Below are 13,402 nucleotides of genomic sequence, written 5' to 3'. Positions count from 1 at the left end.
ATAACTCGTTTCCGCTCGACTTGCATGTGTTAGGCCTGCCGCCAGCGTTCAATCTGAGCCATGATCAAACTCTTCAATTTAAGATTTTGTGACTCAATGAATACTGATTACATTACATAGTAATGTTGAATTGACTGTGCCGAATCTTACGATTCGAATTGGTCACTCAGTTCATTGAAATCAAGTTGAAACCGAAGTTTCATTTTTGATATTCATCAACGAGTGCCCACACAGATTGATAGGTTTAAATTGTTAAAGAGCTTTTCCTTTTTGAGCTTCGCTCAAATCGGACGGCCATTTTAGCGATTTAAGTTTTAGTGTCAACCACTTTTTTCAAATCTTTTTTCAAGCGCTTAGCTTGGCTAATTTGGCTTGCTGATTTGTTCTCGCTCTTGAAACCTAAGCTTCGAAGCCATCCCGTGTCAGCGAGGTGGCATTATAGAGATTGCGATCACATTGGCAAGCCCTTTTTTACGTTTTTTTCTGTTTTTTGATTGTTCGGATAAAAAACACCCAAAACTGGCTATTTATCCTAGTCATCGACCTAATATTGCTCTTAAGCTAGCTATATAAAGGAGGATTTATGAGTTCTATACGCAGTTATAAAGGTATCGCCCCTCAGTTAGGCGAACGCATCTATATAGATGAAACCGCAATATTAGTTGGAGATATCAAAATTGGCGACGACTCTAGTGTTTGGCCATTGGTCGCAGCAAGAGGAGACGTGAACCACATTCATATAGGCCAACGCACGAATGTCCAAGATGGTTCTGTATTACATGTCACTCACAAGAACAAAGAGAACCCCGACGGATACCCACTGATTATTGGCAACGATGTAACGATTGGCCATAAGGTGATGCTGCATGGATGTACCATTCAAGACCGAGTATTAGTGGGTATGGGCGCTATCATTCTAGATAATGTAGTCGTTGAAGAAGAAGTGATGATTGGTGCGGGTAGCTTAGTGCCACCTAACAAGGTATTAGAAAGCGGCTATCTCTATGTAGGAAGTCCAGTGAAGCAAGCACGTCCCTTGTCAGATAAAGAACGTGCTTTTCTTCAAAAATCTGCCGACAACTATGTGCAGAACAAAGATGACTACCTAGATTCAGTTCGACCGGTTTAAGGCGCTTGAATCTCGATTTGACCAGAGGAGTTAAACTCCTCTTCTTCTATTAGCTCTTCTGCTAACTCTTCAAGGTCAAAACGCAGTTCATTAAACACCGAGAGTGCTTGGTCACTCTCTACCTCACGACCCGCAAGTTTTGCTAATTGCTCTAGACTAACGAGACACTCAATCAGTGCACCACTCTGCTGAGCTGGAAATACCACTGATTGATTCTCTTCATCCCAGGTTTGAATGTCTGGAAACAGAATAGACTGATTCATTGTTAAGCCTCTAAGTTCTTTCTCAATTCTCTGAGGATTTGCTTGGTACCCGGTCTTAGACCTCGCCACAGCATGAAGCTTTCGGCGGCCTGACCAACTAGCATACCTAGGCCATCATAAGCAGCGTGAACACCATTATCTAATGCCCAGCGATTAAAGACCGTGTGCCCCGAACCATAGACCATGTCATAAACGGTACTTGTTGGTGTGAATATCTCGGCGGACACTTGTGGAAGCTCACCACTCAACCCTGAAGAAGTGGAGTTAATGATCACATCAAAGCCTTCATGCACCTCATCAAGTCCAATGCCTGAGACATTACCAAAGGAAGTAAACATTTCTGCGAGTAGTCGTGCTTTAGAAGCAGTACGGTTGGCAATCACTAACTGGTGAGGACTGTGGTCAAGCAATGGTTTAATCACACCTCTTGCAGCACCGCCAGCTCCAAGCAACAAAATACGAGCGTCTTTTAATACTACTTGGTGTTGCAATAAATCTTGGACGAGCCCCTCACCGTCGGTGTTGTCACCAATGATCTCGCCATCATCAAGCTTTTTAAGAGTGTTGACGGCGCCAGCTAGTTGAGCGCGCTCAGTTAGACGATCCGCAAATTGGTATGCGTCTTCTTTAAACGGTGCTGTGACGTTACAGCCTTTACCACCATTACCAAAGAAATCTTTCGCTGCAATGAGAAAATCACCGGGCTCAGGCTGTTGAGATGTATAGGTAAGTTGCTGGTTCGTTTGGCGAGCAAATAGCGTATGAATAAATGGTGATTTACTTTGACTAATTGGGTTTCCAAAAACGGCATAGCGATCTATGTACTGTGTCATATCCTTACCTAACAGAGCTTATGAAAAAGGGTCATCGAATGATGACCCTATCACTATACCTATAAGGAGGGAAGTCTTACCAAACTCTAGGTTTTAAATAGTCTGTGTACAGTAGCGCCTCTGGTGAACCCTCTTGAGGTTCGTATCGATACTCCCATCGTGCCAATGGTGGCATCGACATCAGAATCGACTCGGTACGACCACCACTTTGTAGACCAAATAGGGTGCCACGGTCATAAACTAGATTAAATTCAACATAGCGGCCACGACGATAGAGTTGGAAATCGCGTTCACGTTCACCGTAAGGCGTCTCTTTTCTTCGTTCAACAATTGGCAGATAAGCTTGAGTATAACCCTCGCCAACCGCTTGCATGTAAGCAAAGCTCTTCTCAAAGCCCCACTCATTCAAATCATCAAAGAACAAGCCGCCTACACCACGCATCTCATCACGATGAGGCAAGTAGAAATACTTATCACACCACTCTTTATGCTGCTGATACACATCAGCACCAAATGGCGCACATAGGTCTTTCGCCGTTTGGTGCCAAGATTGGCAATCTTCAGCAAATGGGTAGAACGGGGTCAGGTCGAAGCCACCACCAAACCACCAGATTGGATCCTCTCCCTCTTTCTCTGCAATGAAGAATCGAACATTAGCATGTGAAGTTGGAATATATGGATTCTTAGGGTGAATAACCAATGAAACACCCATCGCCTCGAATTTACGACCGGCAAGCTCTGGGCGATGTGCGGTTGCTGATGCAGGCATTGCTTTACCTGCGACATGAGAGAAGTTAACCCCACCTTGTTCGAAGACGGCACCATTGGTCATCACACGCGTGCGACCACCACCACCAAGACGCTCACTCGGCTCACGTTGCCACGCGTCTTCTTTAAAAACAGCGCCACCATCGGCTTGCTCTAATTGTTGGCAAATAGAGTCTTGTAAGTTGAGCAAGAACTGCTTTACCGCATCTTTATCAATTGCTGACATGTTTCTTCCTTTATGCAGGGTTTAGCCCTGTCTTAATATTTGAGAAGTTTTTGCATCACGGATCTCGCTTGGCTTATCACGACCACCCGTTTCACCCTCTAGGATCGCCACCAGATGTTGACCAAGTTGCTGTTTCACTTCTTCAGTTGTCATACACGGCGGCTCACCCGATAGGTTGGCACTGGTAGAGGTTAACGGCTTACCGAACTCATTACACACTCTTTGTACCAAAGGGTGATCAGTTACACGTACCGCAATCGAATCGAATTGACCACTCACCCAATCTGTTACTTGTTCACCGGCTGGCATGATCCACGTAACAGGGCCTGGCCATGTCGATTTTACCGTTGCCAATTGCTCAGAGGTAAGCTGGCTTTCATCTATATAAGGAAGCAGTTGTTCATAACTTGCAGCAATTAAGATGAGGCCCTTTTCCACTGGACGCTGTTTAAGTTCAAGTAATTTCTGGATGGCTTGCGGGTTATCAGGGTCGCAGCCAACACCAAATACACCTTCAGTTGGGTAGGCGATCACTTCACCTTGTTGTAATGCCTGTAAAGTATTCTGAAAGTTGTCCACGGGTTGCCTCATTTATTCTGCTATTAAACTCGTTAAGTGTACAAATAATCACTAACTGTGCCTAAAGCTATTTGTTTATAAAATGTATCAAATAACAATTTTGACTGACGCAAACGTTTTCCTAATGCGATTTTACCCGTATAATGCGCGCAAATTATCTAAATCACTTAATCAAATCGTACCTGAAGGAGTTTGAGATGACTGTCGGTATTATCATGGGTTCTAAATCTGATTGGCCAACAATGAAGCTAGCAGCAGATATGTTGGATCAATTTGGCGTAGCGTACGAAACAAAAGTGGTTTCTGCTCACCGTACTCCTCAACTACTTGCGGATTACGCAACGAGTGCAAAAGAGCGTGGCATCAAGGTGATCATTGCAGGGGCAGGCGGCGCAGCTCACCTACCGGGCATGGCAGCAGCGTTTACTAGCGTTCCTGTTCTTGGTGTACCAGTACAGTCTAAAGCTCTAAAGGGCATGGACTCACTTCTTTCTATCGTTCAGATGCCTAAAGGTATTGCGGTAGGTACATTGGCGATCGGTGAAGCGGGTGCAGCGAACGCAGGTATTCTTGCGGCGCAAATCATCGGTACTCACAATGAAGACGTGATGGCAAAAGTAGAAGCGTTCCGCTCTGAGCAAACAGAAACGGTACTTGCTAATCCAAACCCTGCAGAGGACTAATCCCCATGCATGTTCTTGTGTTAGGCGCGGGCCAACTTGCTCGCATGATGTCCCTAGCTGGGGCGCCACTGAATATTGAAATTTCTGCCTTTGATGTTGGCAGTAAGAATATTGTTCACCCATTAACGCAAGCGATTCTAGGCAATGGCTTAGAGAATGCGATTGAGCGTGCGGATGTAATTACGGCTGAGTTTGAACACATCCCTCATGATGTGCTTGAAGTGTGTGAGCGTAGTGGCAAGTTCCTACCGACTACCGAAGCAATCAAAGCTGGCGGCGACCGTCGTCTTGAGAAAGCTCTGCTCGATCAAGCAGGCGTGAAGAACGCGAAATACGCGGTTATCAACTCTCGTGAAGATTTTGACCACGCAATTAACCATGTTGGCCTTCCTATGGTGCTTAAGAGCACACTAGGTGGCTACGACGGTAAAGGCCAATGGCGTCTAAAGTCGACAGATGCTATCGAGAGCGTTTGGACCGAAATGGCAGAATGCATCGCAGCGACCGACAACCAAGCGATTGTCGCTGAAGAGTTTGTCCCATTTGACCGTGAGGTTTCTCTGGTCGGTGCCCGCGGTAAAGATGGTGAAATCCAAGTTTACCCGCTGGCTGAGAACGTACATACCGATGGCGTATTGAGCCTATCTACCGCTATTGATGACATCGTTCTGCAAGAGCAAGCCAAAACCATGTTTACTGCGATTGCAGAGCGTCTAGATTACGTTGGCGTGCTAGCACTTGAGTTCTTTGATGTTCAAGGTGAGCTGCTGGTGAATGAAATCGCACCACGCGTTCATAACTCAGGTCACTGGACACAACAAGGCGCTGAAACATGTCAGTTTGAGAATCACTTGCGTGCAGTCTGTGGTATGCCTCTGGGTAGTACCAAGCTGATTCGCCCGACTGCGATGATTAACATCCTTGGTGAAGACACTCTGCCTAACGCGATCTTGGCGCAAGCGGGTTGTCACGTTCACTGGTACGGCAAAGAGAAGCGAGCGGGTCGTAAGATGGGTCACATCAACGTCAGCGCAGACTACAACGCAGAACTGCAACGCACGCTTTGCGGCCTAGCTGAGATCTTGGATAAAGAGGCTTATCCAGCGATCCACGATTTTGCTGAGCAGATGCAGTAAGTTGAAATCCAATAAAAACGGCGCTCATTGAGCGCCGTTTTTTATGCTTGTTCTTGAATGTGGTGACATTTTCGGTCAGCACACTGCTTTTTGATGCCTTTTGCGGTTTTCTTCTCCATCAACAATGGATACTGGCACACTTCACAACGGCCTATAATAGGCGGCTGATTGACGGCAAACTTACACTTAGGGTAGTTATCACACGCGAAGAACTGCTTGCCATAGCGAGACTTACGCTCAACAAGGTGACCTTTACCACACTCAGGGCAGGCCACTTGTGGTGCTTGTTTTTGTTCTTCTTTAGGCTGATCGAGCGACTCAATATGATGACACTCGGGATAGCTGCTGCACCCAATAAACATACCGTAACGCCCCTGCCTTAATACCAATTCACTTTGGCATTTAGGGCAAGGCACACCAAGCTCTTTGACGATGTGCCCATCATTCTGATGCAACGGCTTGATATAGTCGCATGCAGGGTAATGAGTACAGCCCATAAATGGGCCATGCTTACCGTGACGAAGCTGTAGTTCTCCATCACACTTCGGGCATGCTTCATGTTCTAGTGCATGCTCGTGGGCGGAAAAAAGCTGATGATCGATCTTACTACTCATGACAAGCCTGTATTAATGCAAGATACCTTGCTCTTTGGTGTACAACAGCTCTTCCATTTGCGTGTAAGCACTCTCATTACCCGGTACGTTAAACAGCACCATTAAGATAATCCATTTGAGATCATCCAACTCAAATTCATTGGTCTCTAACCCCATCACTCGATCGATCACCATCTCACGAATTTCAGTGGTCAGTACGTTAATCTGCTCTAAGAATAGAAGAAAGCCGCGACACTCTAGATTGATTCGCGCCATCTCTCGCTTGGTATACACACGCATTGAAGTATTCGAAGAGACCGAAATAGCCGCTTGGCTGTCGGTTTCTTGCAGTGCAGCGAGATCTTCTAACCAGTGAAGCGCCTTATAAATATCGTCTTGGTGAAACCCTGCTCGAAGTAACTCTTCTTCAAGCTCGTCTTGATCCACCTGCAATTCAGAATCGCTATGGATGTAGGTTTCAAACAGGTACATCAGAATGTCCATCATCATAGCTAGCCTCTCCCCTTTCGAATATAGCCACCAGAAACTGCAACAACATGCCCTAAAAGTTCTAACTCCAAGAGCTGCATCATGACTTCATGCACAGGTATATGGGTTCGCTGTGCCAAAATATCAACGGGTGTCGCCTCTAACCCTACGTTAGCTAACAGATGTGGAAATGGCAATTGTTCATTTGCATTGTCGGTTATCGGCGCTTCAAACAGACAGGGTTGTACTTCAATAGACCAATCTAGTAGGCTTTTTATTTCAACAAGGACATCTTGAGCGCTCTGTACCAGACAAGCGCCCGCCTTAATTAAACTGTTTCCTCCACGACTGGTTGGACTGTGTATTGAGCCCGGCAAGGCAAAGACTTCGCGCCCTTGCTCTAACGCGTAACGAGCGGTGATAAGAGAGCCACTTTTTTCTGCTGCCTCTACCACCAGCGTGCCTAGCGACAAACCACTAATAATGCGATTGCGACGGGGGAAATTTTCAGGGCGCGGCTTGGCTGAGGGTCGAAACTCAGAAATCAGCGCACCTTGCTCCGCGACTCGCTCTGCTAATTTTCGATGGCGAGCCGGATAGAGCGCATTCAATCCAGAGCCCAATACTGCGAAAGTTTCGCCACCACCTTCTAGAGCGCCATCATGAGCATAGCCATCAATACCGAGCGCGAGACCACTGGTGACAATCAAACCACTTTGGGTAAATTCACGGGCGAAGGCCTTAGCTGTTTGCAAACCTTCTAAGCTCGCGTTGCGGCTGCCGACCATTGCGATCTGAGGATCGCTCAGCGTGCTAATATTGCCGCGCACAAATAAGGTGCTCGGCGCACTGGCTATCTGACGCAAGCAAGGTGGATACGCAGCACATTGGTGAGTCACAATATGATGAGTCGGACTTTGGGCTTGCCACGCTAAGCACTCTTCAACCAAAGGCTCAGTCTTGAATTTAAGGTAGGCTATCTGCGAATCAGAGAAACCAATCGCTGTGAGCTGTTGGTGAGAGTAATCGGCAAGATTTTGCGGTGAGTCTATGGCCAACAAACGCTTAAGGCGCTTCATACCCAACTTGGGGACAAAGCTTAACCTCAACCATGCTGCTAGCTCTTGCTCTGTCATGGGAGAATCCTACTTGTCAGAGTCATCACTTGAGAGCGGTGAAACAGCTAAGATATCCTGACTAATAGGTTTGCTGCTTTGAGTCACTAAGGCCAAACTGAAGTACTGATACGGTCTTATGACCATCAAATTCCCCACTTCCGTGCTTGGCAGTTGGATCTTATCACCCAGAGCCTCACTGTCGTAGCTGTAGTCACCTTGCTGACCATAAACCACCGCACCAGCCTCACTGAGCGAAAACATTGACCCTTGGCGAAGGTTATCGTGTGTGCCTCTATCTATCACCACTACATGGTTCTTGGCACTGAACTTTCCTCCCTCCATAGATCCAACAATATGAGCAAACTGTCCTGCGGTGGTTGGCGCAGGATAAAAGGTCGTCGTGAGCGCGGCTTGATCGATATTCAATTCCGGCAACACCACATCATTGACTAAGATCTCTTGCAACTGAGAGTCGACCTGCAAGCTGCTAAACGAGGCTTCAACGGAACTAAGATGGGCACTAGCCACTAAGCGCAGTGACACCATCGACGATTGAGGCTCACTACGTTGATACTCCGCGACAGCTCGGTAGATTCCCCACTTTTGATGTTGCTGCTTTCCAGAGATAAACAGTCGGTCTTGAGCGGTTAAAAACTTGCGTCCATCACTGGTGCCCAGCACTCGCTGTGCGGAGTCGATATCCGATTGAGTGACGAGTCGATCTGATTGAAGGTATGGAAGAACTAAACCCTCATCGACCGTCGGCACCGCTTTTTTATCTCTCACGCGAATCTTTGGGCTGAGTTTAATCACTGGTTTAAGGCTCAAGACTGGCTGACCATTCAACCAAACCAGAGAGAGTTTATCGCCCGGATAAATCAAATGAGGGTTGTCTATCTCTGGATTCACCTGCCATAAGCGCGGCCATAACCACGGACTATCAAGATACATCTCCGAGATATCCCAAAGCGTATCACCCTTCTCAACAACATAGGTTTGCGGTGCATCCGGCTTTATGGTCAGCGATGAGACAGGCTCTTGAGCCAAAACAGGGGCAGACAATGGTAGAAAAACTAACGTTAACCTTGTTAAAAAATGGCGCATGACCTCGGTTCCTTGGTCCGGATATATGACATCGAATCGTAGATTTACCTTCAGGATGCTGTCATTTGACCTATAAAATGTCTAGAATTGAGCCAACAAGGTTTAAGCTGTTTCGGCACAGTTCAATATTTCGAGTGTATATGTCTGTATTACAAGTATTAACATTACCAGATGATCGTCTACGTACCGTGGCGAAACCGGTAAAAGAAGTTACCCCAGAGATTCAAAAGTTCGTTGATGACATGATTGAAACCATGTACGACGAAGAGGGCATTGGCCTTGCGGCGACGCAGGTTGATTTCCACCAACGTATTGTTGTTATCGATATTTCAGAGACACGTGATGAGCCAATGGTGCTGATCAACCCTGAAATCATCGAGAAGCGCGGTGAAGACGGCATCGAAGAGGGTTGTCTATCGGTTCCCGGTGCTCGCGCACTTGTGCCTCGTGCGGCAGAAGTGACGGTTAAAGCACTTGATCGCGAAGGTAAAGAGTACACCTTTGACGCTGACGACCTACTGGCTATCTGTGTTCAGCATGAGCTTGACCACCTAGAAGGTAAGCTGTTTGTTGATTACCTATCGCCACTAAAGCGCAAACGTATTCAAGATAAACTAGCCAAGATCAAACGTTTCAACGAGAAACAAAAGTAAGCGCTAGTTAAACCAATTAGAAGGAAGCCTACCTTGAGTCAGTCTTTAAGAATTGTCTTCGCAGGTACTCCGGATTTCGCCGCCCGTCACTTGGCGGCGTTGTTGTCTTCGGAGCATGAAGTTATTGCAGTTTACACCAATCCAGATCGCCCTGCAGGCCGTGGTAAGAAACTGTCTGCGCCACCAGTAAAACAGCTTGCACTAGAGCACGGTATTCCGGTTTACCAACCAGAGAACTTCAAGTCAGATGAAGCTAAGCAAGAGTTGGCGGATCTTAATGCCGACATCATGGTGGTAGTGGCTTACGGTATGCTGTTACCACAAGTGGTACTAGATACCCCTCGCTTAGGTTGTATCAATGTACACGGCTCTATCCTGCCGCGCTGGCGTGGTGCTGCACCAATCCAACGCTCTATTTGGGCGGGCGATGCAGAGACGGGCGTGACCATTATGCAGATGGATATCGGCCTTGACACGGGTGACATGCTAAGCATAGCTACGCTACCAATCGAAGCGACAGACACCAGCACTTCAATGTACGAGAAGCTAGCAGAACTAGGCCCTGATGCTCTTGTTGAGTGTTTGGCTGACATTGCTTCAGGCAAAGCAGTCGCGGAAAAGCAAGACGATGAACTTGCGAACTACGCGAAAAAGCTAAGCAAAGAAGAAGCTCGTATCAACTGGAATGACGACGCGGCTCATATTGAACGCTGCGTTCGTGCCTTCAACCCATGGCCAATGAGCCACTTTGAAGCGGCTGAGAACAGCATCAAGGTATGGCAAAGCCGTGTAGCAGAGCAAACCTCTGACAAGCCAGCGGGTACGATTCTGCAAGCGGATAAAACTGGTATCTACGTAGCAACAGGGCAAGGCGTACTTGTTCTTGAACAGCTGCAAGTACCGGGCAAGAAAGCGATGTCAGTTCAAGATATCTTGAACTCTCGCGCAAGCTGGTTTGAAGTGGGCACACAGCTCGTCTAACACTTGCAAGACTGCACTCAATGCGGTCTATAACCTTTACGAGGGCAGAGATGCCCTCATGTATTCAATAAAATAGTCGGTACTCCCCATGAATGTTCGCGCTGCTGCTGCCAATGTCCTGTTCCAAGTTGTCGATAAAGGCCACTCTCTTTCACACGCGTTACCTGCGGCTCAAAAAACGATTCGTCCACGTGACCATGCACTACTGCAAGAGATCTGTTATGGCGCTCTGCGCTACTTACCTCGCCTAGAGTCTATCGCCAACCAATTAATGGACAATCCATTAAAAGGCAAGAAACGTGTTTTCCACCACCTAATTCTGGTTGGTATTTACCAATTGAGTTTCATGCGTATCCCTTCGCATGCAGCGGTAGGTGAAACAGTAGAAGCGACCAAAACTCTGCGTGGGCAGAACCTAAGTGGCTTGATCAACGCAGTACTGCGCAATTATCTACGCGATCAAGAAGCTCTGGATGAGGCAGCGGTCAGTCACAACGCTGGCAAATACGGCCACCCAAGCTGGATCCTAAAAATGCTACAAGAGAGCTACCCAGACCAATGGGAGCAACTTGTCGAAGCGAACAACAGCAAGGCACCAATGTGGCTGCGTGTTAACCGTCAGCACCACACTCGTGATGAGTATGCTGAGCTGCTTAATAACGAAAACATTGAATACACTCTGCACTCACAAGCTGCAGATGCTATAAAATTATCTGCGCCGTGCGATGTCACTCTGCTACCAGGCTTCGATAAAGGCTGGGTTTCAGTACAAGATGCCGCTGCGCAGCTGTCTGTGGACTACCTAACACCAAAAGACGGCGAGCTAATCCTCGACTGCTGTGCTGCACCAGGTGGTAAAACCGCGCACATCCTTGAGCACACTAACGATACTGAAGTGGTTGCGATTGATGCTGATGCTAAACGCCTAGACCGCGTTTACGACAACCTAGAGCGCCTTCAATTACGTGCTGACGTAATCTGTGGTGATGCACGCTACCCACAAGAGTGGTGGAGTGGTGCTCAATTTGACCGTATCCTACTTGATGCACCATGTTCAGCTACTGGCGTTATTCGTCGCCACCCAGACATCAAGTGGCTGCGCCGTGCTTCTGATATTGATGCGCTGGCAGAACTACAAAGCGAAATCATGGATGCGATGTGGGGACAACTGAAAGCAGGTGGCACTATGGTGTATGCGACTTGTTCGATCACACCACAAGAGAACGTACTCCAAGTGAAAGCGTTTCTTGAGCGTACTGCGGACGCAACATTGATTGGCTCCGATATCGAACAACCAGGTCGTCAAATATTACCTGGCGAAGAAGATATGGATGGTTTCTACTACGCAGTGCTAGTGAAACAAGCATAATTATACAGCGGCTAAGAAGAGGTTCTTAGCCGCTGTTTCGTTGTGGTGACTATCACCAAGGCGTTAAATAACAAAAAATAAGAGATAGGCTATGAAGATCATTATCCTAGGTGCTGGACAAGTCGGCGGTACCCTTGCTGAGAACTTGGTAGGTGAAAACAATGACATCACTATTGTCGATCGCGATGGCGACCGACTGCGTGAACTTCAGGACAAATATGACCTTAGGGTAGTAAATGGCTATGCCAGTCACCCGAATACACTGCGTGAAGCGGGTGCTCAAGACGCAGACATGTTGGTTGCGGTAACCAATATGGATGAGACCAACATGGCCGCGTGTCAGGTCGCCTTCTCTCTATTTAATACGCCTAACCGAATTGCGCGAATTCGCTCTCCAGAATATCTGGAAGAGAAAGAAGCCCTATTTAAATCTGGTGCTATCCCGGTTGATCACCTCATTGCCCCTGAAGAGCTAGTTACCAGCTACATTGAGCGTTTGATTCAATATCCGGGCGCACTACAAGTAGTAAGTTTTGCGGAACAGAAAGTGAGCCTAGTGGCGGTAAAAGCCTACTATGGTGGCCCACTGGTTGGTAATGCACTGTCTGCTTTACGTGAGCACATGCCGCATATTGATACACGTGTAGCGGCTATCTTCCGTCAAGGTCGCCCTATTCGCCCACAAGGCACCACCATCATTGAAGCCGATGATGAAGTGTTCTTCGTTGCGGCAAGTAACCACATCCGCTCTGTTATGAGTGAGCTGCAACGCCTTGAAAAGCCTTACCGCCGCGTGATGATTGTTGGTGGGGGTAACATCGGTGCCAGCTTAGCTAAACGCCTTGAGCAGAGCTACAGCATCAAACTGATTGAGCGCAGCTACACCCGTGCCGAGAAGCTGTCTGAAGAGCTTGAAAACACCATAGTATTCTGTGGTGACGCAGCAGACCAAGAGCTGCTGACCGAAGAGAACATCGACCAAGTAGACGTGTTCATTGCCCTAACCAACGAAGATGAAACCAACATCATGTCAGCGATGTTGGCGAAACGTATGGGCGCGAAGAAGGTAATGGTGCTGATTCAGCGCGGTGCTTACGTCGACCTTGTACAAGGTGGTGTGATTGATATTGCTATCTCCCCACAACAGGCAACCATTTCTGCGCTGCTTACTCACGTGCGTCGTGCTGATATTGTTAACGTATCTTCACTGCGTCGCGGTGCTGCTGAGGCGATTGAAGCGATCGCGCACGGTGACGAAACCACCTCTAAGGTTGTCGGCCGAGCGATTGGTGACATCAAGCTACCACCGGGCACCACCATTGGCGCAATTGTACGTGGCGAAGAGGTACTCATTGCCCATGATAGAACCGTAATCGAACAAGATGACCACGTGGTCATGTTCTTGGTTGATAAAAAATACGTCCCAGACGTTGAGTCGTTATTCCAACCGAGTCCGTTCTTCCTATAAGAACGCACCA

Annotated in this window: 15 protein-coding genes and 1 rRNA gene; 7 read left to right on the top strand and 9 right to left on the bottom strand. The window is 47.5% G+C overall.

Going from position 1 to position 13,402, the window contains the following annotated elements; all coding sequences use genetic code 11:
* Positions 1 to 80 (bottom strand): 16S ribosomal RNA (locus KI655_RS18000); the annotation flags it as partial.
* Between the two features lie 503 nt (positions 81 to 583).
* Here KI655_RS18000 and KI655_RS17995 point away from each other — a divergent pair.
* Positions 584 to 1,129: a gamma carbonic anhydrase family protein gene (locus tag KI655_RS17995; RefSeq protein ID WP_285407653.1), complete on the top strand. Its 546-nt coding sequence runs from the start codon at positions 584 to 586 to the stop codon at positions 1,127 to 1,129.
* Here KI655_RS17995 and KI655_RS17990 read toward each other — a convergent pair.
* The 4 genes from KI655_RS17990 to KI655_RS17975 form a co-directional block, all read right to left on the bottom strand.
* On the bottom strand, positions 1,126 to 1,392 hold the full coding sequence (locus tag KI655_RS17990; protein WP_285407652.1) for a DUF1488 domain-containing protein: 267 nt from the start codon (positions 1,390 to 1,392) through the stop codon (positions 1,126 to 1,128). The two genes, KI655_RS17995 and KI655_RS17990, sit on opposite strands and share 4 nt — an antisense overlap.
* Before the next feature lie 2 nt (positions 1,393 to 1,394).
* Positions 1,395 to 2,225, bottom strand: a complete 831-nt coding sequence (gene aroE, locus KI655_RS17985; protein WP_285407651.1) for a shikimate dehydrogenase — start codon at positions 2,223 to 2,225, stop codon at positions 1,395 to 1,397.
* Between the two features lie 76 nt (positions 2,226 to 2,301).
* Positions 2,302 to 3,219, bottom strand: a complete 918-nt coding sequence (gene hemF / locus KI655_RS17980) for an oxygen-dependent coproporphyrinogen oxidase (protein ID WP_285407649.1) — start codon at positions 3,217 to 3,219, stop codon at positions 2,302 to 2,304.
* A 21-nt stretch (positions 3,220 to 3,240) separates the two neighbouring features.
* Positions 3,241 to 3,798 carry an L-threonylcarbamoyladenylate synthase gene (locus KI655_RS17975; RefSeq protein WP_285407647.1) on the bottom strand — a complete coding sequence of 186 codons (558 nt, stop codon included), beginning with the start codon at positions 3,796 to 3,798 and terminating at the stop codon, positions 3,241 to 3,243.
* 197 nt (positions 3,799 to 3,995) lie between these two features.
* On the opposite strand from KI655_RS17975, the gene purE reads away from it, so the two are divergent.
* The gene (purE, locus tag KI655_RS17970; protein WP_032548673.1) at positions 3,996 to 4,481 is read left to right on the top strand and encodes a 5-(carboxyamino)imidazole ribonucleotide mutase; all 486 of its coding nucleotides are present in this window, start codon (positions 3,996 to 3,998) and stop codon (positions 4,479 to 4,481) included.
* Between the two features lie 5 nt (positions 4,482 to 4,486).
* The gene (locus KI655_RS17965; protein ID WP_285407645.1) at positions 4,487 to 5,617 is read left to right on the top strand and encodes a 5-(carboxyamino)imidazole ribonucleotide synthase; all 1,131 of its coding nucleotides are present in this window, start codon (positions 4,487 to 4,489) and stop codon (positions 5,615 to 5,617) included.
* 41 nt (positions 5,618 to 5,658) lie between these two features.
* Here KI655_RS17965 and KI655_RS17960 read toward each other — a convergent pair whose 3' ends face one another.
* The 4 genes from KI655_RS17960 to KI655_RS17945 are packed head-to-tail and all read right to left on the bottom strand — an operon-like array spanning position 5,659 to position 8,921.
* The gene (locus tag KI655_RS17960) at positions 5,659 to 6,231 is read right to left on the bottom strand and encodes a type I DNA topoisomerase (protein ID WP_285407643.1); all 573 of its coding nucleotides are present in this window, start codon (positions 6,229 to 6,231) and stop codon (positions 5,659 to 5,661) included.
* 12 nt (positions 6,232 to 6,243) lie between these two features.
* Entirely contained in the window at positions 6,244 to 6,720 is a 477-nt protein-coding gene (locus KI655_RS17955; protein WP_275665802.1) for a DUF494 family protein, read from the bottom strand.
* A gap of 2 nt (positions 6,721 to 6,722) precedes the next feature.
* Positions 6,723 to 7,835, bottom strand: coding sequence for a DNA-processing protein DprA (gene dprA, locus KI655_RS17950; RefSeq protein ID WP_285407641.1), 1,113 nt, complete (start codon positions 7,833 to 7,835; stop codon positions 6,723 to 6,725).
* Between the two features lie 9 nt (positions 7,836 to 7,844).
* Positions 7,845 to 8,921: a LysM peptidoglycan-binding domain-containing protein gene (locus KI655_RS17945; protein ID WP_285407640.1), complete on the bottom strand. Its 1,077-nt coding sequence runs from the start codon at positions 8,919 to 8,921 to the stop codon at positions 7,845 to 7,847.
* Between the two features lie 140 nt (positions 8,922 to 9,061).
* Between KI655_RS17945 and def the strand changes: the two genes are divergently transcribed.
* From def to trkA, 4 genes are all read left to right on the top strand, one after another.
* Positions 9,062 to 9,574 carry a peptide deformylase gene (def, locus tag KI655_RS17940; RefSeq protein WP_285407639.1) on the top strand — a complete coding sequence of 171 codons (513 nt, stop codon included), beginning with the start codon at positions 9,062 to 9,064 and terminating at the stop codon, positions 9,572 to 9,574.
* Between the two features lie 33 nt (positions 9,575 to 9,607).
* Positions 9,608 to 10,555: a methionyl-tRNA formyltransferase gene (gene fmt, locus KI655_RS17935; RefSeq protein WP_285407638.1), complete on the top strand. Its 948-nt coding sequence runs from the start codon at positions 9,608 to 9,610 to the stop codon at positions 10,553 to 10,555.
* A gap of 88 nt (positions 10,556 to 10,643) precedes the next feature.
* Positions 10,644 to 11,924 (top strand): 16S rRNA (cytosine(967)-C(5))-methyltransferase RsmB, encoded by a 1,281-nt coding sequence (gene rsmB / locus KI655_RS17930; protein ID WP_285407637.1) that lies wholly within the window; start codon positions 10,644 to 10,646, stop codon positions 11,922 to 11,924.
* A 91-nt stretch (positions 11,925 to 12,015) separates the two neighbouring features.
* Positions 12,016 to 13,392: a Trk system potassium transporter TrkA gene (trkA, locus tag KI655_RS17925; RefSeq protein WP_032548662.1), complete on the top strand. Its 1,377-nt coding sequence runs from the start codon at positions 12,016 to 12,018 to the stop codon at positions 13,390 to 13,392.
* Positions 13,393 to 13,402: the final 10 nt, after the last annotated feature.

This window comes from Vibrio sp. D404a (genome assembly GCF_030248535.1).
In the GTDB taxonomy this organism is placed as follows: domain Bacteria; phylum Pseudomonadota; class Gammaproteobacteria; order Enterobacterales; family Vibrionaceae; genus Vibrio.
This window is presented reverse-complemented; position numbering and strand designations above follow the sequence as displayed.

Coding starts and splice junctions, on each gene's coding strand:
- aroE (WP_285407651.1), bottom strand. CDS start 2,225: ATGACACAGTACATAGATCGCTATGCCGTTTTTGGAAACCCAATTAGT.
- rsmB (WP_285407637.1), top strand. CDS start 10,644: ATGAATGTTCGCGCTGCTGCTGCCAATGTCCTGTTCCAAGTTGTCGAT.
- KI655_RS17995 (WP_285407653.1), top strand. CDS start 584: ATGAGTTCTATACGCAGTTATAAAGGTATCGCCCCTCAGTTAGGCGAA.
- KI655_RS17990 (WP_285407652.1), bottom strand. CDS start 1,392: ATGAATCAGTCTATTCTGTTTCCAGACATTCAAACCTGGGATGAAGAG.
- trkA (WP_032548662.1), top strand. CDS start 12,016: ATGAAGATCATTATCCTAGGTGCTGGACAAGTCGGCGGTACCCTTGCT.
- dprA (WP_285407641.1), bottom strand. CDS start 7,835: ATGACAGAGCAAGAGCTAGCAGCATGGTTGAGGTTAAGCTTTGTCCCC.
- hemF (WP_285407649.1), bottom strand. CDS start 3,219: ATGTCAGCAATTGATAAAGATGCGGTAAAGCAGTTCTTGCTCAACTTA.
- KI655_RS17965 (WP_285407645.1), top strand. CDS start 4,487: ATGCATGTTCTTGTGTTAGGCGCGGGCCAACTTGCTCGCATGATGTCC.
- KI655_RS17955 (WP_275665802.1), bottom strand. CDS start 6,720: ATGATGATGGACATTCTGATGTACCTGTTTGAAACCTACATCCATAGC.
- KI655_RS17945 (WP_285407640.1), bottom strand. CDS start 8,921: ATGCGCCATTTTTTAACAAGGTTAACGTTAGTTTTTCTACCATTGTCT.
- def (WP_285407639.1), top strand. CDS start 9,062: ATGTCTGTATTACAAGTATTAACATTACCAGATGATCGTCTACGTACC.
- purE (WP_032548673.1), top strand. CDS start 3,996: ATGACTGTCGGTATTATCATGGGTTCTAAATCTGATTGGCCAACAATG.
- KI655_RS17960 (WP_285407643.1), bottom strand. CDS start 6,231: ATGAGTAGTAAGATCGATCATCAGCTTTTTTCCGCCCACGAGCATGCA.